A 22,807-nucleotide genomic window follows, 5' to 3' on the forward strand; every position below is an offset into this window, starting at 1 on the left:
GCGGGACCGGTGACCGGCGGCCGTGCCGGCCGCGCCCGTGGGCGACGTACCGAGCGGGCACCCCCGTATCCGGCCCCGCCGCCGTCCGGGCGGCGGCCGCCGACCCGTCGCTGCCGCTCGCCGTGTCTTGGAGGGGACGCCGTGCGGAGCCGCTATCCGGCGGTCTCCAGGCCCTTGAGCAGGATGCGTTCGACCGGCGTGAACGGGGGACCGGCCAGGGGCGGGCGCAGCGGGCCGAGCAGGGCGGTCAGCAGCACGCCCGGTCGGACCAGGGACGTGGGCGGGGCCTGGAGGGACAGGACGTCCGTCAGGGCGGTGGCCGCGTGGAAGGAACCGGTCGCGGTGCGGGACAGCCGGCTGACGTAGCGCCGCAGGAGACGGTCGGCGACGGTCGCCCGCTTGCCCGTCGTCGCCGGGAAGTGGACGTCCTGCCCCACCGAGAGGGCCCACGCCATGTCGACACGGCGGCCGATGGCGCGCTGGGCACGGCGGGCCGCGCCGGGCGTCAGGCCGTGCGACAGGCTTGCGCGCAGCGCGACGGCGCTCTGGGCGGCGACCGACATACCCTGCCCGTACAGGGGGTTGAGAGCGGCGACGGAGTCCCCCAGGGCCACGAGGCCGTCCGGCCACGGGGTGAGCCGTTCGTAGTAGTAGCGCCGGTTGGCGGTGCTGTGGGTGACCTGGACGTCGGTGAGGGGTTCGGCGTGCTCGAGGAGGTCCGCCATGACGGGGTGGCGCAGGGTGCGGGCGAAGGGGACGAAGGCGTCCGGGTCGCGGGTGGGCTGTCCCCCGGGTGCGCCCATGAGGCTGACGTGCCAGCGCTCGCCCTCGACCGGCAGGATGCCGCCCGCGTTGCCGGGCCGGGGCAGGCTCGGGTCGGCCTGGATTCCGATCACCGGCCAGTCGCGGGTGGGCACCGGGGCCCGGTAGAAGCGGCTGGCGTAGACGAGCCCGGAGTCGACGTGGTCCTCGGTCAGGCCGGTGACGCCCAGCTCGGCGAGCCATTGGGGCGTGCGCGAGGCCCGGCCGGAGGCGTCCACGACGAGGTCGGCGCGCAGCTCCGTCTCCGCGTCGTCCGCGGCCCGGATCCGGACGCCGGTGACCCGGCGGCGGTCGCCGAGCAGTCCGACGGCCCGGGTGTGCGTGCGTACCGCCACCCGGGGGTCCTGGAGGAGCCGGCCGCGCACGACGGAGTCGGTGAGGTCCCGGCTGGCGGTGATCAGGTAGTGGGTGGCGCGCTGCCAGCGGCGGTACCAGCCCTCGGGCGAGTGGACGACCATGCGGGTGGTCTCGGGTATGCGGTGGGCCCCCGCGGCGAGGAGCCGGCCGACGGTGCCCGGCAACAGAGCCTCGACGGCCTCGGCGCCCCCCGTCTGGAGGAAGTGGATGTGCACGGCCTGGGGGACACCGGTGCGCGGCTGCGGCCCCTCGGGCATGTCGTGGGCCTCGATGATCTCGACCTGGTCGACGTGGTCCCTGACCGCGGCCGCGGCGAGCAGGCCGGCGATACTGCCCCCGACGACGACGGCACGGGTCGCGCGGCGGCGCGGGGCATCACTCATGGTGGGCTGCTTTCTGCGGAGGCGCGCAGGGCGCGTGGAGGTCGTGGACGAGGGGCGAGGCGAGGGCCCGGGACAGGGAGACCAGATCCTGCGCTCGCCACGACAACGGAGGCGGGGTGTCCGGGAGTTCGTCCGGCACGGCTCGTCGGCGCTCGCGGGCGGCGAGGATCATGGCCGCGTCCGCGGCGAACGCGGCGTCGGCCTCGCCGCGGCCGTCGTTCAGTGCCGCGCGGTGGGCGGCCTCGCGCACCGCCGGGTCGCAGTAGGGGGTCAGCGCGAGGATGGCATCGTACAGGGCCGTTCTGCGCCCGGTCAGGAGCACGGCCGGGGGGTTGCGCCACCAGCACAGCGGGGCGCGGACCGCACCGGGGGTGGACACGTCCCGCAGGGCCCGCCACAGCGGATCGAGTTGCCGCAACTCCCTCACGACCCGGACGGTCTGTGCCACGCGCGGTCCGGCGAGCGGCAGGGTGAAGCCGAGGGCGCCCAGGAGGCACGCGGGGGCGGAGAGCCGGGGGGAGACCTCGTCCACGAGGAAGTCCAGGTCGTGCCCCGCCCAGCGGGCGGCCACCGCGACCAGCCTCAGGACGACGTAGCAGACGTTGAGCAGGTAGGCGACGGCGAGGACGAGCAGGCCGGCCCGCAGCGAACCGCGCACCTCGGCGGACCATCGCCGGCACAGGACGCTCGCCGCCATCATGGCCACGCCCTGGGCGACCAGATAGAGGACGATCATCTCCCGGATGAACGGCGTCGTGGCGTAGTAGGCGTCGAACAGGGTGCGTTGCTCGACGGGCGCGCTGCCCGCCCGGAACAGCACCGCGATGGCGAGGATGGCCAGGCCGTACACGCCGACGCACAGGCGGGAGTAGCGGCGGGTCTGTGCCGCGGGCGCCGGCCGCCAGTTGATGAGCAGCAGCAGGCTCGCGCCCGCGAACGCGGTCATCGTCATGTAGACGACGGGGGCGGCGAAGTTGGCGATCCCGGTACGGCGGTTGAGTTCCGCGATGGAGCGCGGAGCGGCGAGGATCATGAGGCAGCCGGCGGCCAGGAGCAGCAGACAGGCCGCGCGCAGCAGCGGGTCGTGCCGCCTGCGCAGCAGCGCCGGGACCTTCGCGGCGCAGACCAGCAGGAGCATGACCCCGTACAGGTAGAAGCCGAGGCTGCCGGGTGCGGATGTCACCTTGCTGCATCCTTCGTCGGTACGGGGAGGGGACGGCGGAGGGGGCGTGTCAGCCGCGGTGGAACCGGTGCGCCATGGAGGCCTGGAGGCGTCCGGCCAGGTGGTGCGGGTCGCCTGCGGCCCGGGCCTCCTCGAGCGCGGCGCGCACGTCCGTCGCGAAGCGGAAGCCGAAGCGCTCCGCGGCGAGTTCTTCGTCGGCCCTGCGGGTGTCGGCGCGCGCGGCGAAGTGCAGTGCGGCGTCCGTGGGTTCGGTGAGTGCCCCGGTCGTGCCGGTGGCCCGGGCGCACAGGGCGGCCACGAGCTCCGCCGTCGTCCGTGCCGCCTCGCCCCGGGACGCGGTGGGGCTGTGTCCGGTGCCGGCGCAGTGGCCCTGGAACATGTGCCACACCTCGTGGCCGATGATCACGAGCTGGTGCTCGGGGTCGGTGTTCTCCTCGTAGACGATCAGGTCGTGGTCGCCGCGGTCGATCCACACCCCGCTGGCGGTCGCGGGCGGGAAGGCCGCGGCGTGCAGCCGGACGGGGCGCCCCCGCACCCGGCTCAGGGCGTGGCCCAGTGCCGGCACGAGGTCGCCGTCACCGGTGGTCCGCGGTAAGTGCTCCACCAGTCGGGCACTGAGCCGCCGCATCCCCTTCGCTCCCGTACTCATCGGTCGTCTTCGCTTTCGTCGAGTTCCGGCAAGGACCTGCCGCTTGCATCGGGCACCGGAGGTGCGCGGCCGCACCCTAGCGCGCCCGTCCGGAGGGGGAAGCTCGACGATCGCTTACCGGCCACCCTCCGCCACCCCTTGATAGGCAAGTCCATGCTTGCCTATCGTGCGGTCGTGGCCGATGATGTTTTCAAGGCACTGGCCGATCCCACCCGTCGGCACATCCTCGACGAGCTGGCACAGCGGGACGGGCAGTCGCTGTTCGAGATCTGCGCCCGGCTGGCGACCAGGCACGGTGTGGGAATGTCCCGCCAGGCGATCAGCCAGCACCTGGCGGTGCTGGAGGCGGCGGACCTGGTCCGCACCCGGCGCGAGGGCCGGTACAAGTTCCACGATCTGAACACCGATCCGCTTGAGCGCATCGTGACCCGGTGGCTCAGGCCCGAGGGCCCGGAGGGCACCGCATGAGGATCCATCTGTCGAGCATCCACGTCGACGACCAGGACAAGGCGCTGCGCTTCTACACCGAGGTGCTGGGCTTCGTGAAGAAGACCGAGGTCCCGCTCGGCGAGTACCGGTGGCTGACCGTGGTCTCACCGGAGAACCCGGACGGCACGGAGCTGGTGCTGGAGCCCGACGACCATCCGGCCGCGCGGCAGTACAAGGCGGCGCTGGCCGCCGACGGCATCCCGATGACCTCCTTCGCCGTGGACGACGTGCAGGCGGAGTTCGAGCGCCTGCGCGGGCTGGGGGTGCGGTTCACCCAGGAGCCGGTGGACATGGGCCCGGTCACCACCGCGGTACTGGACGACACCTGCGGCAATCTGATCCAGATCGCCCAGGCGAAGTGACCGCCACGCGGGCGCCGGGCGGCGGCCCGGCCGTCAGCGGCCGGCGCCGGCGGCCGCCCCGGTCTGCCGTGCCGCGCTCTCCGGCTCCCAGCGGAGCAGGTCTCCCGGCTGGCAGTCCAAAACCTCGCAGAGCGCGGCCAGGGTCGAGAACCGCACGGCCTTGGCACGGCCGTTCTTGAGGACGGCCAGATTGGCGGGGGTGATGCCGACGCGCTCGGCCAGCTCCCCCACGGACATCTTCCGCCGGGCCAGCATCACGTCGATGTCGACGGCGATCGGCACTCAGATCACCTCCGCCAGCTCGGCCCGCATCCGCGCCGCCTCCACGTCGCGCGCGACGGCCTGGGCGAGCAGCATCCTCAGCACCAGCACGATCAGTGCGACGGCGAGGATCGCCAGGGCGACGCCGCCCAGCAGCAGCACGACGCCCGGGGCCACGGCCTCGCCCGGTGCCAGTACCACCCCCAGCGCGCACACCAGGAGCGCGGCGGCCACGAACGCGCCGATGACGACGTGCACGTACCGGAAGGCCGCGTGGGAGAACACGGTGCCGCGGCGCACCATCGTGACCAGCCGCCACACGCAGACCAACACGGTCTGCGCCGCCAGGAGGCCGAGGACCACGATCACCGGGACGGCGGTCCGCAGGTGTGCGACGTCCGCGTCCAGGTCCTCCAGGTCCGCGGCCAGCAGCGGCACCATCACCGTCTGCACGAGGACCGAGCCCGCAAGCAGCGCCGCCAGCACCGTACGCAGGGCGAGCACCGTCAGGTGTCCCATCACGCCTCCTTCTCTCGACCAACGATGGGAATCTATCGTTTGTCGATAGACACGACAAGTGACACCGGAGGGGTGGTGATCAAGGTGACCCGGAGGGCTTGAGCCGGCCGTTCCCGGGTAGCCGTAGGCTGCTGACCGGGGACGGGCCTGACGCCTGGGGAGGTCGAGCGGGTCCGTCCCCTGTCCGTCGCACCGCGTCCGGACGGGTCCACGCACACCGGGGCGCCCGACCGGTCCCGGTCACAGGACCACGGCCGGGCCGACGAGCGACACGGCCGCGCCGGGGAGCGTCGCGGACCCGCCCGGGAGCGGCGCGGACACGCCGGGGCCCTTTTACCACGCCGAGCACCGCCGTTCACCGGATGCGTCGGCGGCTGAAACCTGATGGACTCCAACCGCTCATCTACGCACGACTCTTGACGTCATTTCATCTGTTCGGCCGGTGATACGATCACCGCGTTTGCGGAGCGGGCGGACGAGTGAACGACGACATCTCCGACTGCGGGGACAGCCTGGGCGGCGATCCCGGCGTGGGCGGTCCGCCCGACCGCCCGCATTGACGGGACATCAGCAAGCCGGCCGTCAGTCGCCTGAAGAGAGTCTTATGACCGAGTACACAGGGAACCCATTGCTCTGGGCTGTTCTCGTCGCCCTCATTGCCGCCGTCGCCCTCGTCGTCCGCCAGCGCAGGGCGGCGCGTGCTCTGCGGCAGGAGATCGAGGGCCTGAGGAGCCACTACGCGGAGCTGGAGCACGATTACGGAAAGTCGGTGCGGGCGGCACAGGAACGGGCCGAGGAAGAGACCAAGACCGTCCTGAAGTCCGCCATGCGGACGCTTCAGGGCCTCGCCGCCGAGCAGCAGCTCGTACTCTCCCGGCTCCAGACGAAGTACGGCGACTCGGCGATCCTCCAGGACCTGCTGGAGATCGACCACACCAATTCCCAGTTCGGCCGACGTGCGCAGTCCATCGCCGTGCTGTGCGACGGCTGGCTGGGCGGACGGCGCGACACCGCCTCGGTGTACGACGTGGTGCGCAGCGCCCAGGGCCGGATCCGGCACTTCCGCCGGGTCGAGATCCTTTCCCAGGTCGACTTCGGCATCACCAGCCGGGCCGTCGAACCCGTCGCCCTGGCCCTGGCCGAGCTGCTGGACAACGCCACCAGCTACTCCAGCCCGGACACCGTCGTCGAGATCAACATCCGCACCGTCCCCAAGGGCATCTGTGTCGTCGTCGACGACGCCGGTGTCGGCATGAGCGACGAGGAGCGCGCCCGCGCCGAGAAGCTGCTCTCCAGTGAGCGCGCCTCGGGCGTGGCGGGGCTCGGCAACCCACCGCAGTTCGGCTTCGCGGTCATCGGCCTGCTGTGCGAGCGCTTCGGGTTCGAGGTGTCGGTGGACTCCTCCTCCCCCTACGGCGGTGTGCGCGCGGTCGTCCTGCTGCCGCACGAGCTGCTCACCGCCATGCCGGAGAAGAGGACACCGGCCCCCGCCGTCCGCCCGGCCGGCCGGCCCGTCCTGGAGGGGGGTCCCGACGCCGTGCTCCCGCCGTCCACGACCGCCGACGGCCTTCCCAAGCGGCGCCGCAAGCGGCCGATGGCCATCGTGCCCGGCAGCGCCGCCACCCCGCGTGCCGCGGGCCGCTCCGAATCCGAACAGGCCCAGATCATGGGTGCCTTCCAGCGGGGCACGCAGTCAGGCCGGGCCGCGCAGCCCCAGGCCGCGGACCGGACGAGCAGCACACCTGGTGCAAGCAGTGAAGGACATGAGGTCTCGTGAAAGACGATCTGTCATGGATGCTCGACAGCGCCCTGGAGATTCCCGGGGCCCTGCACGCGGTCCTGATATCCGCCGACGGGCTGCTGATGGCCCGGACGAAGGACTTCGACAAGGATGACGCGGACCGGGTCGCCGCCGCGATGAGCGGTGTGCAGTCGCTGAGCCGCACCCTCGGGTTCTTCTGCGAGGACCCGCATCACCGCTGGCGGCAGACCCTGGTCGAGTTCGACGGCGGCTGGGTCTTCCTGATCTCCGCCGGTGAGGGCGCCTACCTCGGCGTCTCCGCCACCCCCGACGTCGACATGGCCGACATCACCTTCCGGATGCAGCAACTGGTCGCCCGGCTCGGCAAGGAGCTGACGACTCCGCCGCGCGAGAACCTCGGCACCCGCTCATGACGGGGCACGACGGCTGGGAGCCGGAGGCCCCGGAATTAGTGCGGCCGTACGTCATCACCAAGGGACGGGAATTGCCCGACGACGAGCAGCTGTCCCTGATCAGCCTGGTGACCGCCGCACCCGACCGGGGGCAGCGGCCCAAGCGGCTGTCGCCGGAGGAGCAGACGCTGCTGGACCTCTGCTCCGCCGGCTACCTCTCGGTCGCCGAGATCGCCGGGCACACCCGGTTGCCCCTGGGCGTCGTGCGGATCCTGCTGGCCTCCCTGAGGGAGGGCGGCCGGCTGATCACCCGCCCGCCGGTGGCGCCCGCCCGCCTCGCCGACAGGGAGATCCTGGAGGAGGTGCTCAATGGTCTCCGCGCCAAGTTTGGGTGAGCAGGCCTACGTCCGCGGCGGGGCCACCCAGACGGCGGTGAAGATCCTCGTCGTCGGTCACTTCGCGGTGGGCAAGACCACGTTCATCGGCTCGATTTCCGAGATCGAGCCGCTGTCCACCGAGGAGACGATGACCCGGGCCGCGGAGTCGGTCGACGACCTCAAGGGCGTCCAGGGCAAGACCACCACCACGGTCGCCATGGACTTCGGGCGTCTGACCATCAGCGACCGCGTCGTGCTCTATCTGTTCGGGACGCCGGGCCAGCAGCGCTTCGTGCAGATGTGGGAGGACATGGCCCGCGGCGCGCTCGGCGCGCTGGTCCTGGTCGATCCCGAGCGGCTGGCGGACTCCTTCCCGGTGATCGACCTGATCGAGCAGTACGGGCTGGATTACGCCATCGCCGTGAACCACTTCGACGGTGCGCCGCCGCGCGACGAACGCGCGCTGCGCGAGGCACTGGACCTGCTCGACGACACTCCCGTCGTCACCTGCGACGCGCGCGACGAGGGCTCCTCGGCCGCCGCACTGACCACGCTCGTCCGCTATTTGCTGGACCGTGCCCACTAGGAACCTGAGAGCAGACATGGACGCTCACGACAACGCCCCGGCCCCTCCCCCCGGCTGCCCGGCCCACGGCTCCGGCGGCCGGGTGCCGCTGTACGGGCCGGAGTTCGCCGCGGACCCGCAGGCGTACTACGACTACCTGCGTCACTACGGGCCCGCCGCGCCCGTCGAACTCGCCCCTGGTGTGGAGGCGACGCTGGTGACGGACTATTCGGCGGCGCTGCAACTGCTGCAGGACTCCGGCACTTTCCGCAAGGACGCGCGCCGCTGGCGGGCCTTCAACGAGGGCAAGGTGGGTCCGGACAGCCCGGTCACACCGCTGCTGGCGTACCGGCCCAACTGCATGTTCGCCGACGGCGCCGACCACCTGAGGCTGCGTCAGGCGGTCACGGACAGCATGGCCCGGGTGGACCCGCGCCGGCTGAGCCACAGCACCGAGCAGATCTCCGGCTACCTCATCTCCCAGTTCAGCGCCCGGGGTTCGGCCGACCTGCTCGGCGACTACGCCAAGCAGCTGCCGTTGTTCGTGTTCAACGAGCTCTTCGGCTGCCCCGCCGACATCGGCGACCGGGTGCTGTTCGGCATCTCCGGCATGTTCGACGGCATCAACGCCGACAAGGCCACCGAGGTGCTGTTCCAGGCCGTCGGGGAGCTCGTGGCGCTCAAGCGACGCAAGCCGGGCGACGACGTCACCTCCTGGCTGATGCAGCATCAGGCCCGGCTGGACGACGAGGAGATGGTCCACGAGCTGGCGCTGCTGCTGGGCGCGGGCGCCGAGCCCCTGCGCAACCTGATGGGCAACACACTGCACCGGCTCCTCACCCACGAGCGGTACGCCCGCGAGGGGGGACTGATCGACGAGGCGCTCGACGACACGCTGTGGGAGAACCCGCCCATGTCGAACTACGCGCCGCACTACCCGGCCACCGACATGGAGTTCGCCGGACAGCAGCTGCAGGCGGGCGACCTGGTGCTGGTCAGCTTCGCCGCGGCCAACACCGGCCCGTCACTGGCCGCTTCGCGTCAGGCCGGAAGCAACCGCGCGCACCTGGCCTGGAGCGCGGGCCCGCACGCCTGCCCGTCCAAGGAACCGGCCCGGCACATCACCGTCACCGCGATCGAGAACCTGCTCAACGAGCTGCCCGACATCGAGCTGGCCGTCCCCGAAAACAGCCTGACCTGGCGTCCCGGTCCCTTCAACCGTGCGCTGGCCACCCTCCCGGCCCGTTTCACGCCCGTGCAGCCCGTGCGGCACGGCGGCCGGCAGAGCGCACCGGCGGCAACAACCCCGCCCGCGCAGCAGGCCGTTGCTGCAGGCAGGCCCGAACGCGCGGGGCTGTGGAGCCAGTTCCTCAACTGGCTCACACGGTGACGTGCGCGACATCCTCCCAACCAGTCGCTTCCGCATGAAGCTTCAACGGCAGGGGTAGTGAGCAACGCGGCATTCGAGTAGCTCACGAAGCAAAGGAGGTGTCATGGACCACATATCCACCGACGCCGCATTCCTGCCGAGACCCCCGATACCCGCCCTCCGGGGCGGGTATCTTCACGAGCGCGGCCGCCGGCCGGGGACGGGCCGGTGACCGCCCGCACGGCCGGTGCCGAAGTGCCCGGCATACCCACCCTCGGCGCCTTCACCGGCGGCCAGTTGCGCGGACTGTGCGAGGTCGCCGGTCTGTCCGACGCCGACGCCGAGGTCTACGTCCAGGTCCTCACCGAGTACCTGGGCCCGGTGGCCGCACGGCCGCTGGACCTGCCGCCCCCGAACCCCACCTTCCTGTCCGACGACCACACCCCGGTGGAGTTCTCGCTCTCCTTCCGGGCGGGCACGGCCCCCTCCCTGCGGGTCCTCGTGGAACCGGGCTGCGGCGCAGACAGCCTGGCCGAGAACGGCCGCGCCGGACTGGAGGCCATCCGTGCGATGGCGAGGCGCTGGGACTTCGCCACCGATCCGCTCGAGGAACTGCGGGACCTGTTACTGCCGGCCTCCCCGCGGGGACCGCTGGCCCTGTGGTGCGCACTGGAGCTGCGGCCCGGCGGCGTGCCCCAGGTCAAGGCGTATCTCAACCCCGCTGCCCGCGGCGCGGACCGAGCGGGGCGCACGGTGCGCGAGGCCCTGGAACGGCTCGGCCACCGGCGCGCCTTCGGGAGCCTGCCCGAGGCGGACGGGTACCCGTTCCTCGCCCTGGACCTCGGGGACTGGGAGGAGCCGCGGGTGAAGGTCTACCTGCGCCACGACAACCTCTCGGCGGCCGAGGCGGGGACTCTGTCCCGCATGGAGGGCGGCCCCGCTCCCGCGACGGTCGAGGAGTTCTTCCGCGCGGCGGCGGGCGCGGGCGACGAGGGCGTGTGGCTGACCGGCCGGCCCGGCCTGAGCTGCCACTCCTTCACCGACACCGCGACCGGATCGCCGAGCGGCTTCACCCTGCACATCCCCGTCCGGGACTACGCCGAGCACGACGGGGAGGTACTGGAGCGTGCGGTGACCGTGCTGCGCGGGCACGGCATGGACCCCTCGGCGCTCACCCGCTCCCTGGCCGCCGTCACCCACCGGCGTCCCGAGGACGGCGTGGGCCTGATCGCCTACCTGGCGCTGGCCCACCAGCGGAACCTTCCGCCGCGGGTGACCGCCTACCTCTCCGCGGAGGCGTACGCGGTCGGACCGCCGGCCGGGCGGCTGCTCGCCGCACAGGGGCGGTAGACCGTACCGACCCCTGGCCGCACGGGCCGGGGGTCGGGTGTTCGGATCAGGTCGGCCTAGACGCTCAGGACTTCCCGCAGGTCCGCGGAGTACGGGCCCACGTCGACCTGGATGGAGGCTCCCTGGGTACGGCCGTAGCGCCGGACGATGTCGTCGAGGTAGGCGGTGATCTCCTCGTGCATCACCTCCGCCGGCGGCAGCGCGACCCCGCCCTCGATGATCCGCGTCACCCACTGGGCCTGGGCCTCCACCAGCCGGGTGATCGCGCCGACGGGGCGGACCAGGCCGACGAAGTACAGGCCCGGAGTGCCGGGCGCGACGACCCGCTTGTAGAGCTTGACCGCGCCGTCGGGCCCCGCCGGGCAACCGTCGGGGAGGAAGGGGAAGGACATGCGGAATCCGGTGCAGTAGACGACCGCGTCCGCCTCCTCGCAGGTTCCGTCGGTGAAGTGGACCCGGCCGCCGTCGAAGGAGGCGATGTCGGGCCTCGGGGTGACGGCGCCGTGGCGTATCCGGCTGAGGATCTCGTCCGAGATGGTCACGGCGGAGGAGAAGACCGGGTGGTCGGGCTCGGGCAGCCCGTAGTCCGAGAGCTTCCCGCGCGACACCAGCAGCGCCTGCTCCACCCAGTCGCGCTTCTCGGCCAGGGACATCTCGTTCCACCAGGGGGCCTCGGCGATCTCGTCGAGCGACTTCCCGTAGAGCTGCTTGGGCACGATGTGCAGGCCGCGGCGCACCGAGAGCACGGTCCGCGCGGCGTGCCGGGAGAGGTCCGCCGCGATGTCCACGGCGGACGCGCCGAGGCCCACCACGACCACGCGCCGACCGGCGAAGTCGCTGCCGTCGCGGTAGTCGATCGAGTGCAGGACCGTGCCGGCGAAGGACTCCGTACCCGGCGGAAGGGGGTCGGGCAGGGACGGCTCCCGGTGGTGCCCGGAGGAGACGATCACGTGGTCGAACCGCCGCCGCACCTCGGAGCCCTCCGCGTCGCGGCTGACCACCGTCCAGGTCCCCACGGCGTCCTGACGCACGGAGACCACCTCGGTGCGCAGTTCGACGCGGTCCAGGACGCCGGCCCACTCGGCGAAGGACCGCAGATAGGCGGCGACGTCGCTGTGGCGGGGGTAGAGCGGATAGGAGTCCGGCATCGGGTAGTCGGCGTAGGCGGTCAGTTGCTTCGCGGTGTTGAGGTGCAGGGACAGATAGCCGGGGCCCCGCTCACCGGCCTGGGGCTGACGCCAGATGCCGCCCACGTCGGGCGCCTGCTCGAGGCAGTCGAATTCGATGCCCCGGTCGTTCAGGGCATGGGCCACCGCCAGCCCCGACAGACCCGCACCGATCACGCACACGCGCACAGTTTCTCCCCAGTTCGGGCACCTCTTCCCCGGCACGCATTCACTGCCCACCCGAAGCTTCTCGCACACCAGCACCAGTACCGAACAGGTGTGTTGGTACTCACGTTTCCCCCCTGGTGGGCCGCACCGGTCGGCGGCGCGGGCCCCGTCACCCCGTCCCCTCACCCGTCCGGCACGCCCGGGGGGACGGAAGCGGAGGGGACGGGTCCGGTGAGGCACACTGAGGTCATGGGCGACCTCCCTGTCCCTCGGGCATCGTCGCGCCGGCTCCCGCGGGAGCCGAAGAGCGCGGCCAAGGCCCGGCGGTTCGTGCGGGCCGCCCTCGGCGACGTCCCGCCGGACGTGGCGGACACCGTTCAGCTCCTGGTCAGCGAGCTGGTGACCAACGCGGTGCTGCACGCCCGCACGGAGGTCGAGGTGTCGGCCCGGGTCGACGACGGCACCGTCCGGGTGGAAGTGACCGATCGCCGGCCGGATCTCGCGCTCGTGCCGCAGACGTGTCCGCCGTACGCCGGTACGGGTCAGGGGCTCGCGCTGGTCGAGCGGCTGGCGTCCCGGCACGGCACCGACACCGGTGACGGGGACAAGACAGTGTGGTTCGAGCTGGGGCCGGAGGGCGCGCCGTCCCGGTCACAGGGCTGGGAGGCGGCGGAGCTCCGCCCCGGGACCGGCACCGGATCCGCCACCGGCCTGGTGGGCACCGTGACGCTCGTGGACGTGCCCACCGCGCTGTACTCCGCGTGCCGGCAGCACCGGCACGCCATCCTGCGCGAGGTGGGCCTCGCCGTGGCGGCCGGACACGACGTCGGAGTGTCGCCGGAGGACCTCGTCGCCGCCCAGGACGTGAGCAACCTGATCACCGCCTGCGTGGCGGCCGCGCTGCGCGGCCGGGCCGGAGAGACGGAGGTCGGGTCCCTGCCCCTGGCCGTGCCGCCGGACGTGGGACCGTCCGTGCGCACGCTGCGCGCCGTTCTCGACCTGGCGGAGGAGGCGGCCCGTGAGGAACGTCTGCTGACCCTGCCGGCCCTGCCGCGCCGGCGTGTCTTCCACCAGTGGCTGTGGGACCAGATCATCGACCAGCTCGACGGGGGGCAGCCCACCGCGTGGACGGTGGTGCCCCACGAGCCGGGCGCCGGCCCCTCGGAGCTGGTGCCGTGGGAGCCCGGACAGGTCCACACGGGCAGGGCCCCGACGATCGCCGCCGACGAGCGGGACCGGATCGTCGCGGTCAACGGCCCGGCGGCGGACCTGCTCGGCTGGCACCCGGACGACCTCGTCGGCCGGCCGCTCACCATGCTCGTCCCCGAGCACCTGCGCAGGCGCCACCTCGCGGCGTTCACCTCCCTGTTGCTCAGCGGGCAGCCCCGGATCCTGGGCCGTTCGGTACCGCTCCCCGCGCTGCACCGTGACGGCACGCTGATCCCCGTCCGGCTGTTCCTCCAGGCCCAGGAGACGACCGACGGCCGCACCGTCTTCGTGGCTCAGCTGTCCCCCCGGGCCACCGAGCCGGGCCCGTCGGCCCGCCCGCCCACCCGCGTGCGGGCCACGCCGCCGGAGACCGCCGCTGCACCTGCCGCCGCGCCGGGGACCGCCGGGGCGTCCGTCACCGCCGAGGCGCGGCGCGGCCCCGTCCCCGCGGGCGTGTCCGCGCTGGAACGGCTGACGCTGCTGGCCGACACCGGGTCCGCGCTGAGCAACGCACCGGACCTGGACGAGGGACTGCAGCACGTGGGCCGGATCCTCACCGACCGGCTGGCCGACTGGTGCGCGGTGGACCTTTTCACCGAGGACGCCCGGGTGGAACGGGTCTGCATCGTCCACCGCCCCCCGCAGGCAGGATGTCCCGAGGGATACGAGGGCCGGCTCCCCGCGGTGACCGAGTCCGACCGGGGTCCCCTGGCCCGCGCGCTGCGCGGCGCGGGCCCCCTGCTGCTCGCCGGGCCCCTGTCACCGGAGGAGTCCACGAGCCCGCTGGACTCCCACTTCCTCGGGCTGTTGCGGGACATGGGGACGAACAGCGCCGTCGTCGCGCCGCTCCGGGCCCCCCGGAAGATCATCGGTGCCCTCACCGTGGCCCGCAGTGGTCGAGAGAGGCCCTTCACGGAGAACGAACTGCCGCTGGTCGACGACCTGGTGCGGGCCATCGCCCTGGGCGTGGACAACGCCCGCCTCTACCAGGAGACGCGGAACATCGCCGAGCGCCTCCAGCGCTCGCTGCTGCCCGTGCTGCCGGAGATCCCGCACCTGGAACTGGCCGCCCGCTACGCGGCCTCCTCCACCACGGCGCAGGTCGGCGGGGACTGGTACGACAGCTTCGTCCTGCCCAGCGGGGACACGGCGCTGGTGATCGGCGACGTCACCGGGCACAACCTCGACGCGGCGATCGCCATGAGCCAGTTGCGCAGCATGCTCCGCGGCATCGCCGTGGACCGCCAGGAGCCACCGGAGACGGTCCTGCGCCGCCTGGACATGGCGAATCACAGCCTGCACCGGGAGGCCACCGCCACCTGCATCTACGGCTTGATCAAGGGGCCGGAGGACGGGCCCTGGGACCTGGTGCACTCCTCGGCCGGGCATCTGCCGCCGCTGCTGGTCAGCGAGGACGGCCGCACCCGGTTCCTCGAGGACGGTGCGGGCCTGCTGCTCGGCATGGATCCCGACATGGCGCGCCCGCGGGCGCGGGACGCCGTCCCGGCCCGCTCGACCGTGCTGCTGTACACCGACGGACTCATCGAACGCCGCCACGAGTCACTGAGCCGGGCCATGGAGCGGTTGAGCCGGCATGCCGCCGAACTGTCCCGCGAGCCCCTGAACGTCTTCTGCGACGAGCTGCTGATCGGACTGGGCGCCGACAGCGAGGACGACATCGCCGTGCTCGCGGTCCGCCCCGCCCCGCCACCACGCTGACGGTTGTGCCGCCCCGGTCTCCGCCCGTGCCGGCTCCGGTCGCGGCGGCGGGGAAGGATCGAGCCGCCCGGCCGCGCCCCGTGCGCCGGCCGGGCCCGGGCGGGTACGGGGGCGAGCAGACCAGGGGGTCGGTCACGGTCCCCCAGGAGCGCGACACCGCCGGCCTCCGCTGCCGGAGGAGATCCCCTCTGCCGGACGGCACCGTCCAGGTGTGCGCCCTGATCGTCCTCCTGGCCGCCGAGGCGGTCACCGTCGCGCTCACGGTGGAACGCGCCGCTCGGCGCGCGCTCCCCCGCGACCCCTCGCCGCGACCACGGCGGCGACGGGCTGCCAGGAGGTCCTGGTCCTGAACCCGGCCGGGCCTCTTCGGGAAGGACCCCCACGGGGCGTGCGGGACGTCATCATGGGCGTCATGAGCGATGCGGCGGCGGACACGGACGGCGGCAGGGGCCCGCGCGAGGCGGGCGAACCGGTGAACATCCAGCAGGCGGCGGCGTGGAACGGTGACGAAGGCCGCCACTGGGCGGAGCACCAGGACCGCTACGACGCCATCAACGACGGGGTCAACGCCCCGCTGCTCGACGCGGCGGCCCTCACCCCCGCCGACCGCGTCCTCGACATCGGCTGCGGCACCGGCCGCGTCACCCGGCTCGCCGCCCGCCGCGCCGCCTACGCCCTGGGCGTCGACCTGTCCGCGCCCATGCTGGAACGGGCGCGGGCGAGCGCCGCCGCCGAGTCGCTCGGCAACGCGGAGTTCCTGCAGGCCGACGCGCAGGTGCACCGCTTCGAGGAAGGGGGTTTCGACGCCGCCGTCAGCCGCTTCGGCGTGATGTTCTTCGCCGACCCCGTCGAGGGGTTCCGCACCGTCGCCCGCGCGCTGCGCCCGGGCGGCCGGCTCGCCTTCGTGTGCCCGCAGCGCTGGGACCGCATGGACCAGTCCGCCGTCTTCGCGGCGATCGGGACCCACGTACCGCTGCCCGACCTGTCCCGGCCCTCCGGCCCGGGCCCGCTGGCCTTCGCCGACCCCGCCACCGCCCGCCGGGTGCTGGACGGTGCCGGCTTCGTGGACGTGGCCGTCCAGGGCATCGAGCGCACCGAGTACTGGGGCAAGGACGTCGACGACGCGGTCGGGTTCCTCTTCGGTTTGAGGCCGCTGCGCCACTGGCTGCGCGAGGCGGACGCCGACGACGCCACGGAGCAGCGCGCCCGGCGCGCCGCGGCCGACGTCTTCCGCACCTTCCGGCACACCGACGGCATCCGGCTGACCGGCCGCTGCTGGCTGGTCACCGCCCGCCGCCCCTGAGTCCGCGAACCGGTACGGGCACACGGACCGACCAGGTACGCGTACTCAGGCGTGGGGGCGGTGGAGGCATCAGGCTGGCGGCCAGTACCGCACTCCGAGAGGAACACCCTTGCTCAGTCGTGCCGCCGACGCCCTGGTTCCGTTCTTCGGCCGGCTCACCGTCACCCGTGAGGCGGACGCGCCGCTGCTCGCGGGCAGTCTCTTCGTCGCCAACCACGACTCCCTCGCCGACCCCGCGATCGTGCTGGCCGCGCTGCGGTCGGTGGACGTGACGCCTGTCGTCATGGCGGCGGCGGGGCTGTGGCGCGTGCCCGTGCTCGGCAGGGCGCTCACGGCGGAAGGGCACATCCCCGTCCACCGCGGCTCGGCCCGTGCGGCCCGGGCGCTCGACCTGGCGGCGGACGCACTCAGGTCCGGGCGTCACGTCCTGGTCTACGCCGAGGGAGGGCTTCCCCCGCGCCGGGACGCGGCCAGTGCCCCACCGCTGCCCTTCCGCACCGGCGCGGCCCGGCTCGCGGCCGTCACCCGCGCCCCCGTGGTCCCGGTGGGCCAGGCGGGGGCCCGGCGTCTGACCTCGGGGTCGTCGGTGAAGCAGGTGGCCGGCGTGCTCACGGCCCCGGTGCGCCGCCCGCGCTTCCACGTCCACATCGGCACCCCCGTGCGCCTGCCGGCGGACACGGCCGACGGCACGGCGGCTGCGCACCGTGCGGTCAGCACGGCATGGCGGCGAGCGGCACGGGCGATCGGGGAGCCGGTGCCGACGGGCTGAGGCCCGCGGGGCGGCCCGGGACCGGCACTCCGAACGCGGCCGCCACGCCCCCAAGGCCCCGGTTCCCGCCTCACGCCGACGATGATGTCGTGGACGGCCGCTTGCGCACGCCGGCCGTCCGTACGTCGGCCTCGGGCCGGGAGCAGAGAGGGAGCACTGCGATGAGCCACCAGAAGGTGCGCGACGTCATGAGCGACGCGGTCGTCCGGATCCAGAGCGGGACGCCCTTCAAGGAGATCGCCCACCTGCTGCTGGAGTACGACATCACCGCCGTGCCCGTCGTGGACGACGACAACCGGCCCGTGGGGGTGGTGTCGGAGGCGGACCTCCTGCACAAGATGTGGGGCCGCCGGGCCGACGACGGCAGGGAGCACGACGGCATGGAGCGGGGGGAGGCGTCCCGGCCCGCCAAGGCCCGGGCCATCGACGCCGCGGGGCTGATGACGTCGCCCGCCCTGTGTGCCACCGGGGACTGGAGCGTAGTCGACGCCGCACGGGCCATGGCCCGGCACGGCATCAAGCGGCTGCTGGTGATCGACGGCGAGGGCCGGCTGACGGGTGTGGTGAGCCGGAGCGACCTGCTCAGGGTGTTCCTGCGCCAGGACCGGGCGATCCGCACCGAGATCGTCGAGGAGGTCCTGGTCAAGGCGCTGGGCGAGGCGCCCTCGGCCGTGCACGTGGATGTGACGCACGGGCACGTGGTGCTCAGCGGAGCCCTCTCCTCCGCCGACACCGTCCGCGAGCTGGAGGAGCTCTGCCGCAACGTCGACGGGGTCGTGGACGTCGAGTTCCGGCCGGTGCCCCAGGGGCCCCCGTCGGGTGGTGACGGCGGCCCCTGAGGGGTGGCGACCGGTCAGGGGGCCGGGACGTCGTCGACGAAGGACGTGCCGGCGGTGCGGTAGGCGGCGACCTTTGCTGCCACCTGGGACGGTGTGAGGACCTGGTCCTTGACGTGCAGGACGTGGTCGACCCCTTCGTCGTAGGCGCGCGGTGTCGTGGACGTCTGGCCGGCGAGGTCGATCAGCCACTGGTTGAAGTTGATCGACATCGGACGCTCGGGCAGGTAGCGGGCGTCGTGCGTGCCGAAGTGCCGGCCGTCGACGTAGTAGGTGATCGCACGGTCGTCGATGGTGACCACGAGGTCGTGCCAGCCGGCGAAGCTCTGCCGGCTCTCGGTGTGCTGGTTGACGGCCTGCCAGGGGTCGGGGTCGTAGGTCTCCCAGGACGTCGTGTACAGGATGTTCGAGGGCTCGCCCCAGCCCCCGTTGGGCAGGTACTCGAAGTCGTACTCGGCATAGTCGTCGGCCATCGGTGCCTTGAGGTCGTTGATGGTGAAGAACGTCTGCACCAGGCGGTCGCCGTCGGGGCCGTACGTGGGTGCGTCGGAGAACCTCACCCGGGCGGCGTAGGTGCCGTTCCGGAACTTCGTTTCCTGGGTGAGGACTTCGGTGTGCCGGGTGGACGCGCGTACGTTCACTCGCTCTACCGAGGGGACCGCTACCGCATCGTGTCCCGGCTGACGCTGGGCCCGCGCACCCGGCCCTCCGGGGCCCCGGGGGCGCCCCGCGAGGGGCACCACCCCGGGATCCCCCCGGGCGACCTGGCCGACGGCAGGCCCGTCACCCTCTCACCCGCGGGGTGGTCCAGGACGGCGACGGCGCGGCCGCCGGCCCGGGCTAGCGCCCGGAGCGCCTGCCGTCCGCGGCGCGCAGTCCGCGTCACCGCGCGCGTCCGGTCCCTCCCGCCCTCCAGTACGCGCGTCGTGATCGCCTCGACCGGTCCGACGGCGGGCACGGTCGCAGAGCCGCGTAGTGGGCGGTCCGCGGGGCGGTCCGGCTCCGTGCACGCGCTGCCGGTGCCGGATCACGTCCTCGCGGTCGTCGGGCCGGCCACGCCTCAACAGGCGTCCGACCACGACACGGACGACGGAGCGCAGCCCCACGCGCCGCAGGTGGCCGGCCTCGCCGGCCCAGCCCGCCGGAACATGACCCTGGATCACCACGACGCCGGACGTGAGCGACACGCGACCTCTCGCGGACTGGGGTCCGCACTGTTGGCAACCTTGCTTTTTCCTGCTTGATTGGCCGATAACACTGTCGTGAAGCCGAACACCGAGCCAGGCGCCCGGGCCGGGGCGCGGCACCTGCCCGTTCGGACAGGGTCCGGGTGCCCGGCCGGCCGGCTGTGTCGGCGAGGGCGTTGCGGACACTAGTCGGTCGACCCCGTTCTACGGCAGGGGAAGCAGATGTCACAGCAGGGCACGGATCTCCGGGAACGCCGGGCGGCGCTGGAGAACGAGTGGTCGCGCTGGGTGCCGAGGCTCAGGGTCCCGGGGACCCGGCCGGGCGGCAGCGAGGCGCTGCGCCACGAGGTGACCGAGTCCTGGGTGCGTTCGCTGATCAGCGTGGACCCCGGCCGGGACAGCGCCCCGGTGGCCGACGGCGGCACCGTGCACCAGCGCTGGCGGTCCTCCCCGCTGCGCCGTCCGGTCGCCGACCTCGCCGACGAGCTGCACAGCATCGCCGAGGACGCCGGGTTCGTCACCGCGGTCACGGACGAGTCCGGCACCATCCTGTGGACGTGCGGCGGGCGGACCATGCGGCTCCGCGCCGAACGCGTCAACTTCGCGCCGGGCGGCCGGTGGGACGAGCAGGCCATGGGCACCAACGCCCTGTCGCTCGCGCTGCGCACAGGCCGCCCCTGTTCCGTCTTCTCGGCCGAGCACCTGGTGAGCGCCCTGCACGGCTGGGTCTGCTACTGCGCCCCGATCCACAGCCCGGAGGGCAGGGTGCTCGGGGTCCTCGACCTGTCCACCACCTGGGACCGCTCGCATCCCCTGGCCATGTCCACGGTCCGCACGCTGGTGTCCACCATCGAGACCCGGCTCGCCGCGGAGCCCGTCGGCACACCCCCGGCCCCCGGCGCCTCCCCGACGGTGCACCTGACCTGCCTGGGCAGCGAGCAGGCCGTGCGCGAGGCCCGGCCGCTGCCGCTGCGCCCGCGGCAGCTGGAGATCCTCACCCTGCTCGCGCTGGAGCCGGAGGGCTTCTCACCGGACCGGCTGCGCGAGGCCCTCTACGGCGACCGGCCCGTGACGGCGTCCACGTTCAAGGCGGAGATCTCCCACCTGCGCCGGGCCCTCGGCGGCGGGATCGCCACCCGCCGCTACGCCCTGACCGTCCCCGTGTGCTGCGACGCCACCGATGTGCTGCGGGCCCTGGAGCACGGCGACACGGACACGGCGCTGCGGCTGTACCGGGGGCTGCTGCTCCCCCGGTCCGAGGCGCCGGGCATCGAGGAGTGGCGCACCCGCATCGAGGTGGCCGTGCGCGAGGCGGTGCTCGCCAGCCCCAGCCCGGAGCACGCGTTGCGCTACGGCGAGCGGGCCCCGTACGACGCGGAGGTCCACGAGCACGCGGTGCGGCTGCTTCGCGCGGGCGACACCCGGCGTGCCCTGGCGGCGGGCCGGCTGACCACGGCCCTGCGTGACTGATTCCGGTGCGCCGGCGGCACCAACCTCACGCCAACCTCCCGGCGGGACAGTGAGCGGCGTCACGGCGGCGTGGGCCGTCGGACGACCGTTCCGCCCTTCACCGAGGAGAGCCGCCATGGTGTACGCGCAGCCCGGATCAGACGGCAGCATCGTCGAGTTCGCCCGCCGCTACGACAACTTCATCGGCGGCGACTGGGTCGCCCCCGTCGAGGGCCGGTACTTCGAGAACATCTCGCCGGTGACCGGCAAGGTGTTCTGCGAGGCCGCACGCTCCACCGCGGCCGACGTCGAGCTGGCCCTGGACGCCGCGCACGCGGCGGCCGGCCAGTGGGGCCGCACCTCCACCACCGAGCGCGCCAACGTCCTGAACCGGATCGCGGACCGGATCGAGCAGAACCTCGAGAGGATCGCCGTCGCCGAGACGTGGGAGAACGGCAAGCCGGTCCGCGAGACCCTGGCCGCCGACATCCCGCTCGCGGTCGACCACTTCCGCTACTTCGCCGGGGTGGTGCGCGCCCAGGAGGGCAGCATCGCCGAGATCGACGCGGACACGGTGGCGTACCACTTCCACGAGCCGCTGGGTGTGGTCGGCCAGATCATTCCCTGGAACTTCCCGATCCTGATGGCCGCATGGAAACTGGCGCCCGCGCTGGCGGCCGGCAACTGCGTGGTCGTCAAGCCGGCCGAGCAGACCCCGGTCAGCCTGCTCTACGTCATGGAGCTGATCGCCGACCTGCTGCCGCCGGGCGTGGTCAACATCGTCAACGGCTTCGGCGTGGAAGCGGGCAAGCCGCTCGCGTCCAGCCCGCGCGTGGCGAAGGTGGCGTTCACCGGCGAGACCACGACCGGCCGCCTGATCATGCAGTACGCGAGCGAGAACATCATCCCGGTCACGCTGGAGCTGGGCGGCAAGAGCCCGAACATCTTCCTGCCGGACGTCACGGCCGCCGACGACGACTTCCTGGACAAGGCCGTCGAGGGCTTCGTGATGTTCGCGCTGAACCAGGGCGAGGTGTGCACCTGCCCGTCCCGCGCCCTGATCCACTCCTCGATCTACGACGAGTTCATGGCCCGCTGCGTCGAGCGCACCAAGGCCATCGTCAGCGGCGACCCGCTGGACCCGGACACCATGATCGGCGCCCAGGCCGGCAACGACCAGTACGAGAAGATCCTGTCGTACATCGACATCGGCCGGCAGGAGGGCGCCGAGGTGGTCACCGGTGGCGGGCCCCGCTCGGTGCCGGGCCTGGAGGGCGGCTTCTACGTCGAGCCGACCGTCTTCCGCGGCACCAACGACATGCGGATCTTCCAGGAGGAGATCTTCGGCCCGGTGGTGTCGGTGACCACGTACGACTCGGTCGACGAGGCCCTCAAGATCGCCAACGACACCCTCTACGGCCTCGGCGCGGGCGTGTGGACCCGCGACGGCAACACGGCGTACCGCCTGGGCCGCGAGATCAAGGCGGGCCGGGTGTGGACCAACTGCTACCACGCCTATCCGGCGCATGCGGCGTTCGGCGGCTACAAGAAGTCCGGCATCGGCCGGGAGAACCACAAGATGATGCTCGACCACTACCAGCAGACCAAGAACCTGCTGGTCAGCTACTCGGCGAAGAAGCTCGGATTCTTCTGATGGGCACCCGGGTGACACGGGTGGAGCTGACGCCGGCCGCCGAGGACCTGGTGCGGCGGCTGGCCGGGACGCACGGGCCGGTGATGTTCCACCAGTCCGGCGGCTGCTGCGACGGCAGTGCTCCGATGTGCTACCCGCGCGGCGAGTTCCGGGTCGGTGCCTCGGACGTGCTGCTCGGCCACGTGGCCGGTGACACCCCGTTCTGGATGAGCGCGGACCAGTACGCGTACTGGTCGCACACCCACCTCACCGTCGACGTGGTCGCCGGCCGGGGCGGCGGCTTCTCCCTCGAGGCCCCGGAGGGCGTGCGCTTCCTGCTGCGCTCCCGTCTGCTCACGGACGAGGAGCTGGAGCGGGCCGGCACGGAGCCGCCGCTGCCGAGCGGGGCGGACGACCCCGGCGCGGGCGGCTGATGCGGCGCGGGCGGTGACGGGGGCGGGGCCGGGCCCGGTCGGGCGCGGCCCCGCCCGGACGTTCCTCGACGTCTGCCGCGACGGACGCCCCCAG

Annotated in this window: 21 protein-coding genes and 1 pseudogene; 15 read left to right on the plus strand and 7 right to left on the minus strand. The window is 73.0% G+C overall.

Going from position 1 to position 22,807, the window contains the following annotated elements:
• Positions 1-152 precede the first annotated feature (152 nt).
• Genes ACFYOV_RS19270 through ACFYOV_RS19280 form a run of 3 tightly spaced genes read right to left on the minus strand, consistent with a single transcriptional unit; the run spans position 153 to position 3,394 of the window.
• Positions 153-1,562: an NAD(P)/FAD-dependent oxidoreductase gene (locus ACFYOV_RS19270; protein ID WP_389089189.1), complete on the minus strand. Its 1,410-nt coding sequence runs from the start codon at positions 1,560-1,562 to the stop codon at positions 153-155.
• Positions 1,555-2,745, minus strand: a complete 1,191-nt coding sequence (locus ACFYOV_RS19275; protein WP_389089190.1) for an MAB_1171c family putative transporter — start codon at positions 2,743-2,745, stop codon at positions 1,555-1,557. The genes ACFYOV_RS19270 and ACFYOV_RS19275 overlap by 8 nt, the downstream gene beginning before the upstream one ends.
• A 49-nt stretch (positions 2,746-2,794) precedes the next feature.
• Positions 2,795-3,394, minus strand: coding sequence for a toxin-antitoxin system, toxin component (locus ACFYOV_RS19280; protein WP_389089192.1), 600 nt, complete (start codon positions 3,392-3,394; stop codon positions 2,795-2,797).
• 174 nt (positions 3,395-3,568) lie between these two features.
• Between ACFYOV_RS19280 and ACFYOV_RS19285 the strand changes: the two genes are divergently transcribed.
• Both ACFYOV_RS19285 and ACFYOV_RS19290 read left to right on the plus strand, forming a co-directional pair.
• Positions 3,569-3,862: an ArsR/SmtB family transcription factor gene (locus tag ACFYOV_RS19285; protein WP_389089193.1), complete on the plus strand. Its 294-nt coding sequence runs from the start codon at positions 3,569-3,571 to the stop codon at positions 3,860-3,862.
• Positions 3,859-4,245, plus strand: a complete 387-nt coding sequence (locus tag ACFYOV_RS19290) for a VOC family protein (RefSeq protein WP_389089194.1) — start codon at positions 3,859-3,861, stop codon at positions 4,243-4,245. The genes ACFYOV_RS19285 and ACFYOV_RS19290 overlap by 4 nt, the downstream gene beginning before the upstream one ends.
• A gap of 33 nt (positions 4,246-4,278) precedes the next feature.
• Here ACFYOV_RS19290 and ACFYOV_RS19295 read toward each other — a convergent pair whose 3' ends face one another.
• Together ACFYOV_RS19295 and ACFYOV_RS19300 are read right to left on the minus strand one after the other, a co-directional pair.
• On the minus strand, positions 4,279-4,527 hold the full coding sequence (locus tag ACFYOV_RS19295) for a helix-turn-helix domain-containing protein (protein WP_389089196.1): 249 nt from the start codon (positions 4,525-4,527) through the stop codon (positions 4,279-4,281).
• Positions 4,528-5,025, minus strand: a complete 498-nt coding sequence (locus ACFYOV_RS19300) for a DUF2975 domain-containing protein (protein WP_389089197.1) — start codon at positions 5,023-5,025, stop codon at positions 4,528-4,530.
• Positions 5,026-5,629: 604 nt separating this feature from the next.
• On the opposite strand from ACFYOV_RS19300, the gene ACFYOV_RS19305 reads away from it, so the two are divergent.
• The 6 genes from ACFYOV_RS19305 to ACFYOV_RS19330 all read left to right on the plus strand — a co-directional run bounded on the left by ACFYOV_RS19305 (position 5,630) and on the right by ACFYOV_RS19330 (position 10,840).
• Complete coding sequence (locus tag ACFYOV_RS19305) at positions 5,630-6,802, plus strand: sensor histidine kinase (RefSeq protein ID WP_389089199.1); 1,173 nt, start codon at positions 5,630-5,632, stop codon at positions 6,800-6,802.
• Positions 6,799-7,200: a roadblock/LC7 domain-containing protein gene (locus ACFYOV_RS19310; protein WP_389089200.1), complete on the plus strand. Its 402-nt coding sequence runs from the start codon at positions 6,799-6,801 to the stop codon at positions 7,198-7,200. Before ACFYOV_RS19305 ends, ACFYOV_RS19310 begins: the two co-directional genes overlap by 4 nt.
• Complete coding sequence (locus ACFYOV_RS19315; RefSeq protein WP_389089201.1) at positions 7,197-7,574, plus strand: DUF742 domain-containing protein; 378 nt, start codon at positions 7,197-7,199, stop codon at positions 7,572-7,574. Before ACFYOV_RS19310 ends, ACFYOV_RS19315 begins: the two co-directional genes overlap by 4 nt.
• On the plus strand, positions 7,549-8,142 hold the full coding sequence (locus ACFYOV_RS19320) for an ATP/GTP-binding protein (RefSeq protein WP_389089202.1): 594 nt from the start codon (positions 7,549-7,551) through the stop codon (positions 8,140-8,142). Before ACFYOV_RS19315 ends, ACFYOV_RS19320 begins: the two co-directional genes overlap by 26 nt.
• Before the next feature lie 16 nt (positions 8,143-8,158).
• Positions 8,159-9,511 carry a cytochrome P450 gene (locus ACFYOV_RS19325; protein WP_389089204.1) on the plus strand — a complete coding sequence of 451 codons (1,353 nt, stop codon included), beginning with the start codon at positions 8,159-8,161 and terminating at the stop codon, positions 9,509-9,511.
• Between the two features lie 207 nt (positions 9,512-9,718).
• Positions 9,719-10,840, plus strand: coding sequence for a tryptophan dimethylallyltransferase family protein (locus tag ACFYOV_RS19330; protein WP_389089205.1), 1,122 nt, complete (start codon positions 9,719-9,721; stop codon positions 10,838-10,840).
• A gap of 56 nt (positions 10,841-10,896) precedes the next feature.
• Here ACFYOV_RS19330 and ACFYOV_RS19335 read toward each other — a convergent pair whose 3' ends face one another.
• The gene (locus ACFYOV_RS19335) at positions 10,897-12,195 is read right to left on the minus strand and encodes a flavin-containing monooxygenase (protein WP_389089206.1); all 1,299 of its coding nucleotides are present in this window, start codon (positions 12,193-12,195) and stop codon (positions 10,897-10,899) included.
• Between the two features lie 228 nt (positions 12,196-12,423).
• Here ACFYOV_RS19335 and ACFYOV_RS19340 point away from each other — a divergent pair, with 228 nt between their 5' ends.
• The 4 genes from ACFYOV_RS19340 to ACFYOV_RS19355 all read left to right on the plus strand — a co-directional run bounded on the left by ACFYOV_RS19340 (position 12,424) and on the right by ACFYOV_RS19355 (position 18,013).
• Positions 12,424-15,102, plus strand: coding sequence for a SpoIIE family protein phosphatase (locus ACFYOV_RS19340; RefSeq protein WP_389089207.1), 2,679 nt, complete (start codon positions 12,424-12,426; stop codon positions 15,100-15,102).
• A 412-nt stretch (positions 15,103-15,514) separates the two neighbouring features.
• Positions 15,515-16,405, plus strand: coding sequence for a class I SAM-dependent methyltransferase (locus ACFYOV_RS19345; RefSeq protein ID WP_389089208.1), 891 nt, complete (start codon positions 15,515-15,517; stop codon positions 16,403-16,405).
• A gap of 109 nt (positions 16,406-16,514) precedes the next feature.
• Complete coding sequence (locus tag ACFYOV_RS19350) at positions 16,515-17,174, plus strand: lysophospholipid acyltransferase family protein (protein WP_389089210.1); 660 nt, start codon at positions 16,515-16,517, stop codon at positions 17,172-17,174.
• A 161-nt stretch (positions 17,175-17,335) separates the two neighbouring features.
• Positions 17,336-18,013, plus strand: a complete 678-nt coding sequence (locus ACFYOV_RS19355) for a CBS domain-containing protein (RefSeq protein WP_389089211.1) — start codon at positions 17,336-17,338, stop codon at positions 18,011-18,013.
• Between the two features lie 14 nt (positions 18,014-18,027).
• Here the strand turns inward: ACFYOV_RS19355 and ACFYOV_RS19360 are convergent.
• Positions 18,028-18,639: pseudogene (locus ACFYOV_RS19360) on the minus strand (glycoside hydrolase family 16 protein); the annotation flags it as partial.
• Positions 18,640-19,419: 780 nt separating this feature from the next.
• Here ACFYOV_RS19360 and ACFYOV_RS19365 point away from each other — a divergent pair.
• The 3 genes from ACFYOV_RS19365 to ACFYOV_RS19375 all read left to right on the plus strand — a co-directional run bounded on the left by ACFYOV_RS19365 (position 19,420) and on the right by ACFYOV_RS19375 (position 22,713).
• Positions 19,420-20,667, plus strand: a complete 1,248-nt coding sequence (locus ACFYOV_RS19365; RefSeq protein ID WP_389089212.1) for a GAF domain-containing protein — start codon at positions 19,420-19,422, stop codon at positions 20,665-20,667.
• 115 nt (positions 20,668-20,782) lie between these two features.
• Positions 20,783-22,300: an aldehyde dehydrogenase gene (gene adh / locus ACFYOV_RS19370; protein ID WP_389089213.1), complete on the plus strand. Its 1,518-nt coding sequence runs from the start codon at positions 20,783-20,785 to the stop codon at positions 22,298-22,300.
• Positions 22,300-22,713 carry a DUF779 domain-containing protein gene (locus ACFYOV_RS19375; protein ID WP_389089214.1) on the plus strand — a complete coding sequence of 138 codons (414 nt, stop codon included), beginning with the start codon at positions 22,300-22,302 and terminating at the stop codon, positions 22,711-22,713. The genes adh and ACFYOV_RS19375 overlap by 1 nt, the downstream gene beginning before the upstream one ends.
• Positions 22,714-22,807 lie beyond the last annotated feature (94 nt).

The organism is Streptomyces sp. NPDC005931, from assembly GCF_042871235.1.
Lineage (GTDB): Bacteria > Actinomycetota > Actinomycetes > Streptomycetales > Streptomycetaceae > Streptomyces.

Coding starts and splice junctions, on each gene's coding strand:
- ACFYOV_RS19270 (WP_389089189.1), bottom strand. CDS start 1,562: ATGAGTGATGCCCCGCGCCGCCGCGCGACCCGTGCCGTCGTCGTCGGG.
- ACFYOV_RS19280 (WP_389089192.1), bottom strand. CDS start 3,394: ATGAGTACGGGAGCGAAGGGGATGCGGCGGCTCAGTGCCCGACTGGTG.
- ACFYOV_RS19290 (WP_389089194.1), top strand. CDS start 3,859: ATGAGGATCCATCTGTCGAGCATCCACGTCGACGACCAGGACAAGGCG.
- ACFYOV_RS19300 (WP_389089197.1), bottom strand. CDS start 5,025: ATGGGACACCTGACGGTGCTCGCCCTGCGTACGGTGCTGGCGGCGCTG.
- ACFYOV_RS19305 (WP_389089199.1), top strand. CDS start 5,630: ATGACCGAGTACACAGGGAACCCATTGCTCTGGGCTGTTCTCGTCGCC.
- ACFYOV_RS19315 (WP_389089201.1), top strand. CDS start 7,197: ATGACGGGGCACGACGGCTGGGAGCCGGAGGCCCCGGAATTAGTGCGG.
- ACFYOV_RS19320 (WP_389089202.1), top strand. CDS start 7,549: ATGGTCTCCGCGCCAAGTTTGGGTGAGCAGGCCTACGTCCGCGGCGGG.
- ACFYOV_RS19325 (WP_389089204.1), top strand. CDS start 8,159: ATGGACGCTCACGACAACGCCCCGGCCCCTCCCCCCGGCTGCCCGGCC.
- ACFYOV_RS19340 (WP_389089207.1), top strand. CDS start 12,424: ATGGGCGACCTCCCTGTCCCTCGGGCATCGTCGCGCCGGCTCCCGCGG.
- ACFYOV_RS19345 (WP_389089208.1), top strand. CDS start 15,515: ATGAGCGATGCGGCGGCGGACACGGACGGCGGCAGGGGCCCGCGCGAG.
- ACFYOV_RS19355 (WP_389089211.1), top strand. CDS start 17,336: ATGAGCCACCAGAAGGTGCGCGACGTCATGAGCGACGCGGTCGTCCGG.
- ACFYOV_RS19365 (WP_389089212.1), top strand. CDS start 19,420: ATGTCACAGCAGGGCACGGATCTCCGGGAACGCCGGGCGGCGCTGGAG.
- adh (WP_389089213.1), top strand. CDS start 20,783: ATGGTGTACGCGCAGCCCGGATCAGACGGCAGCATCGTCGAGTTCGCC.
- ACFYOV_RS19375 (WP_389089214.1), top strand. CDS start 22,300: ATGGGCACCCGGGTGACACGGGTGGAGCTGACGCCGGCCGCCGAGGAC.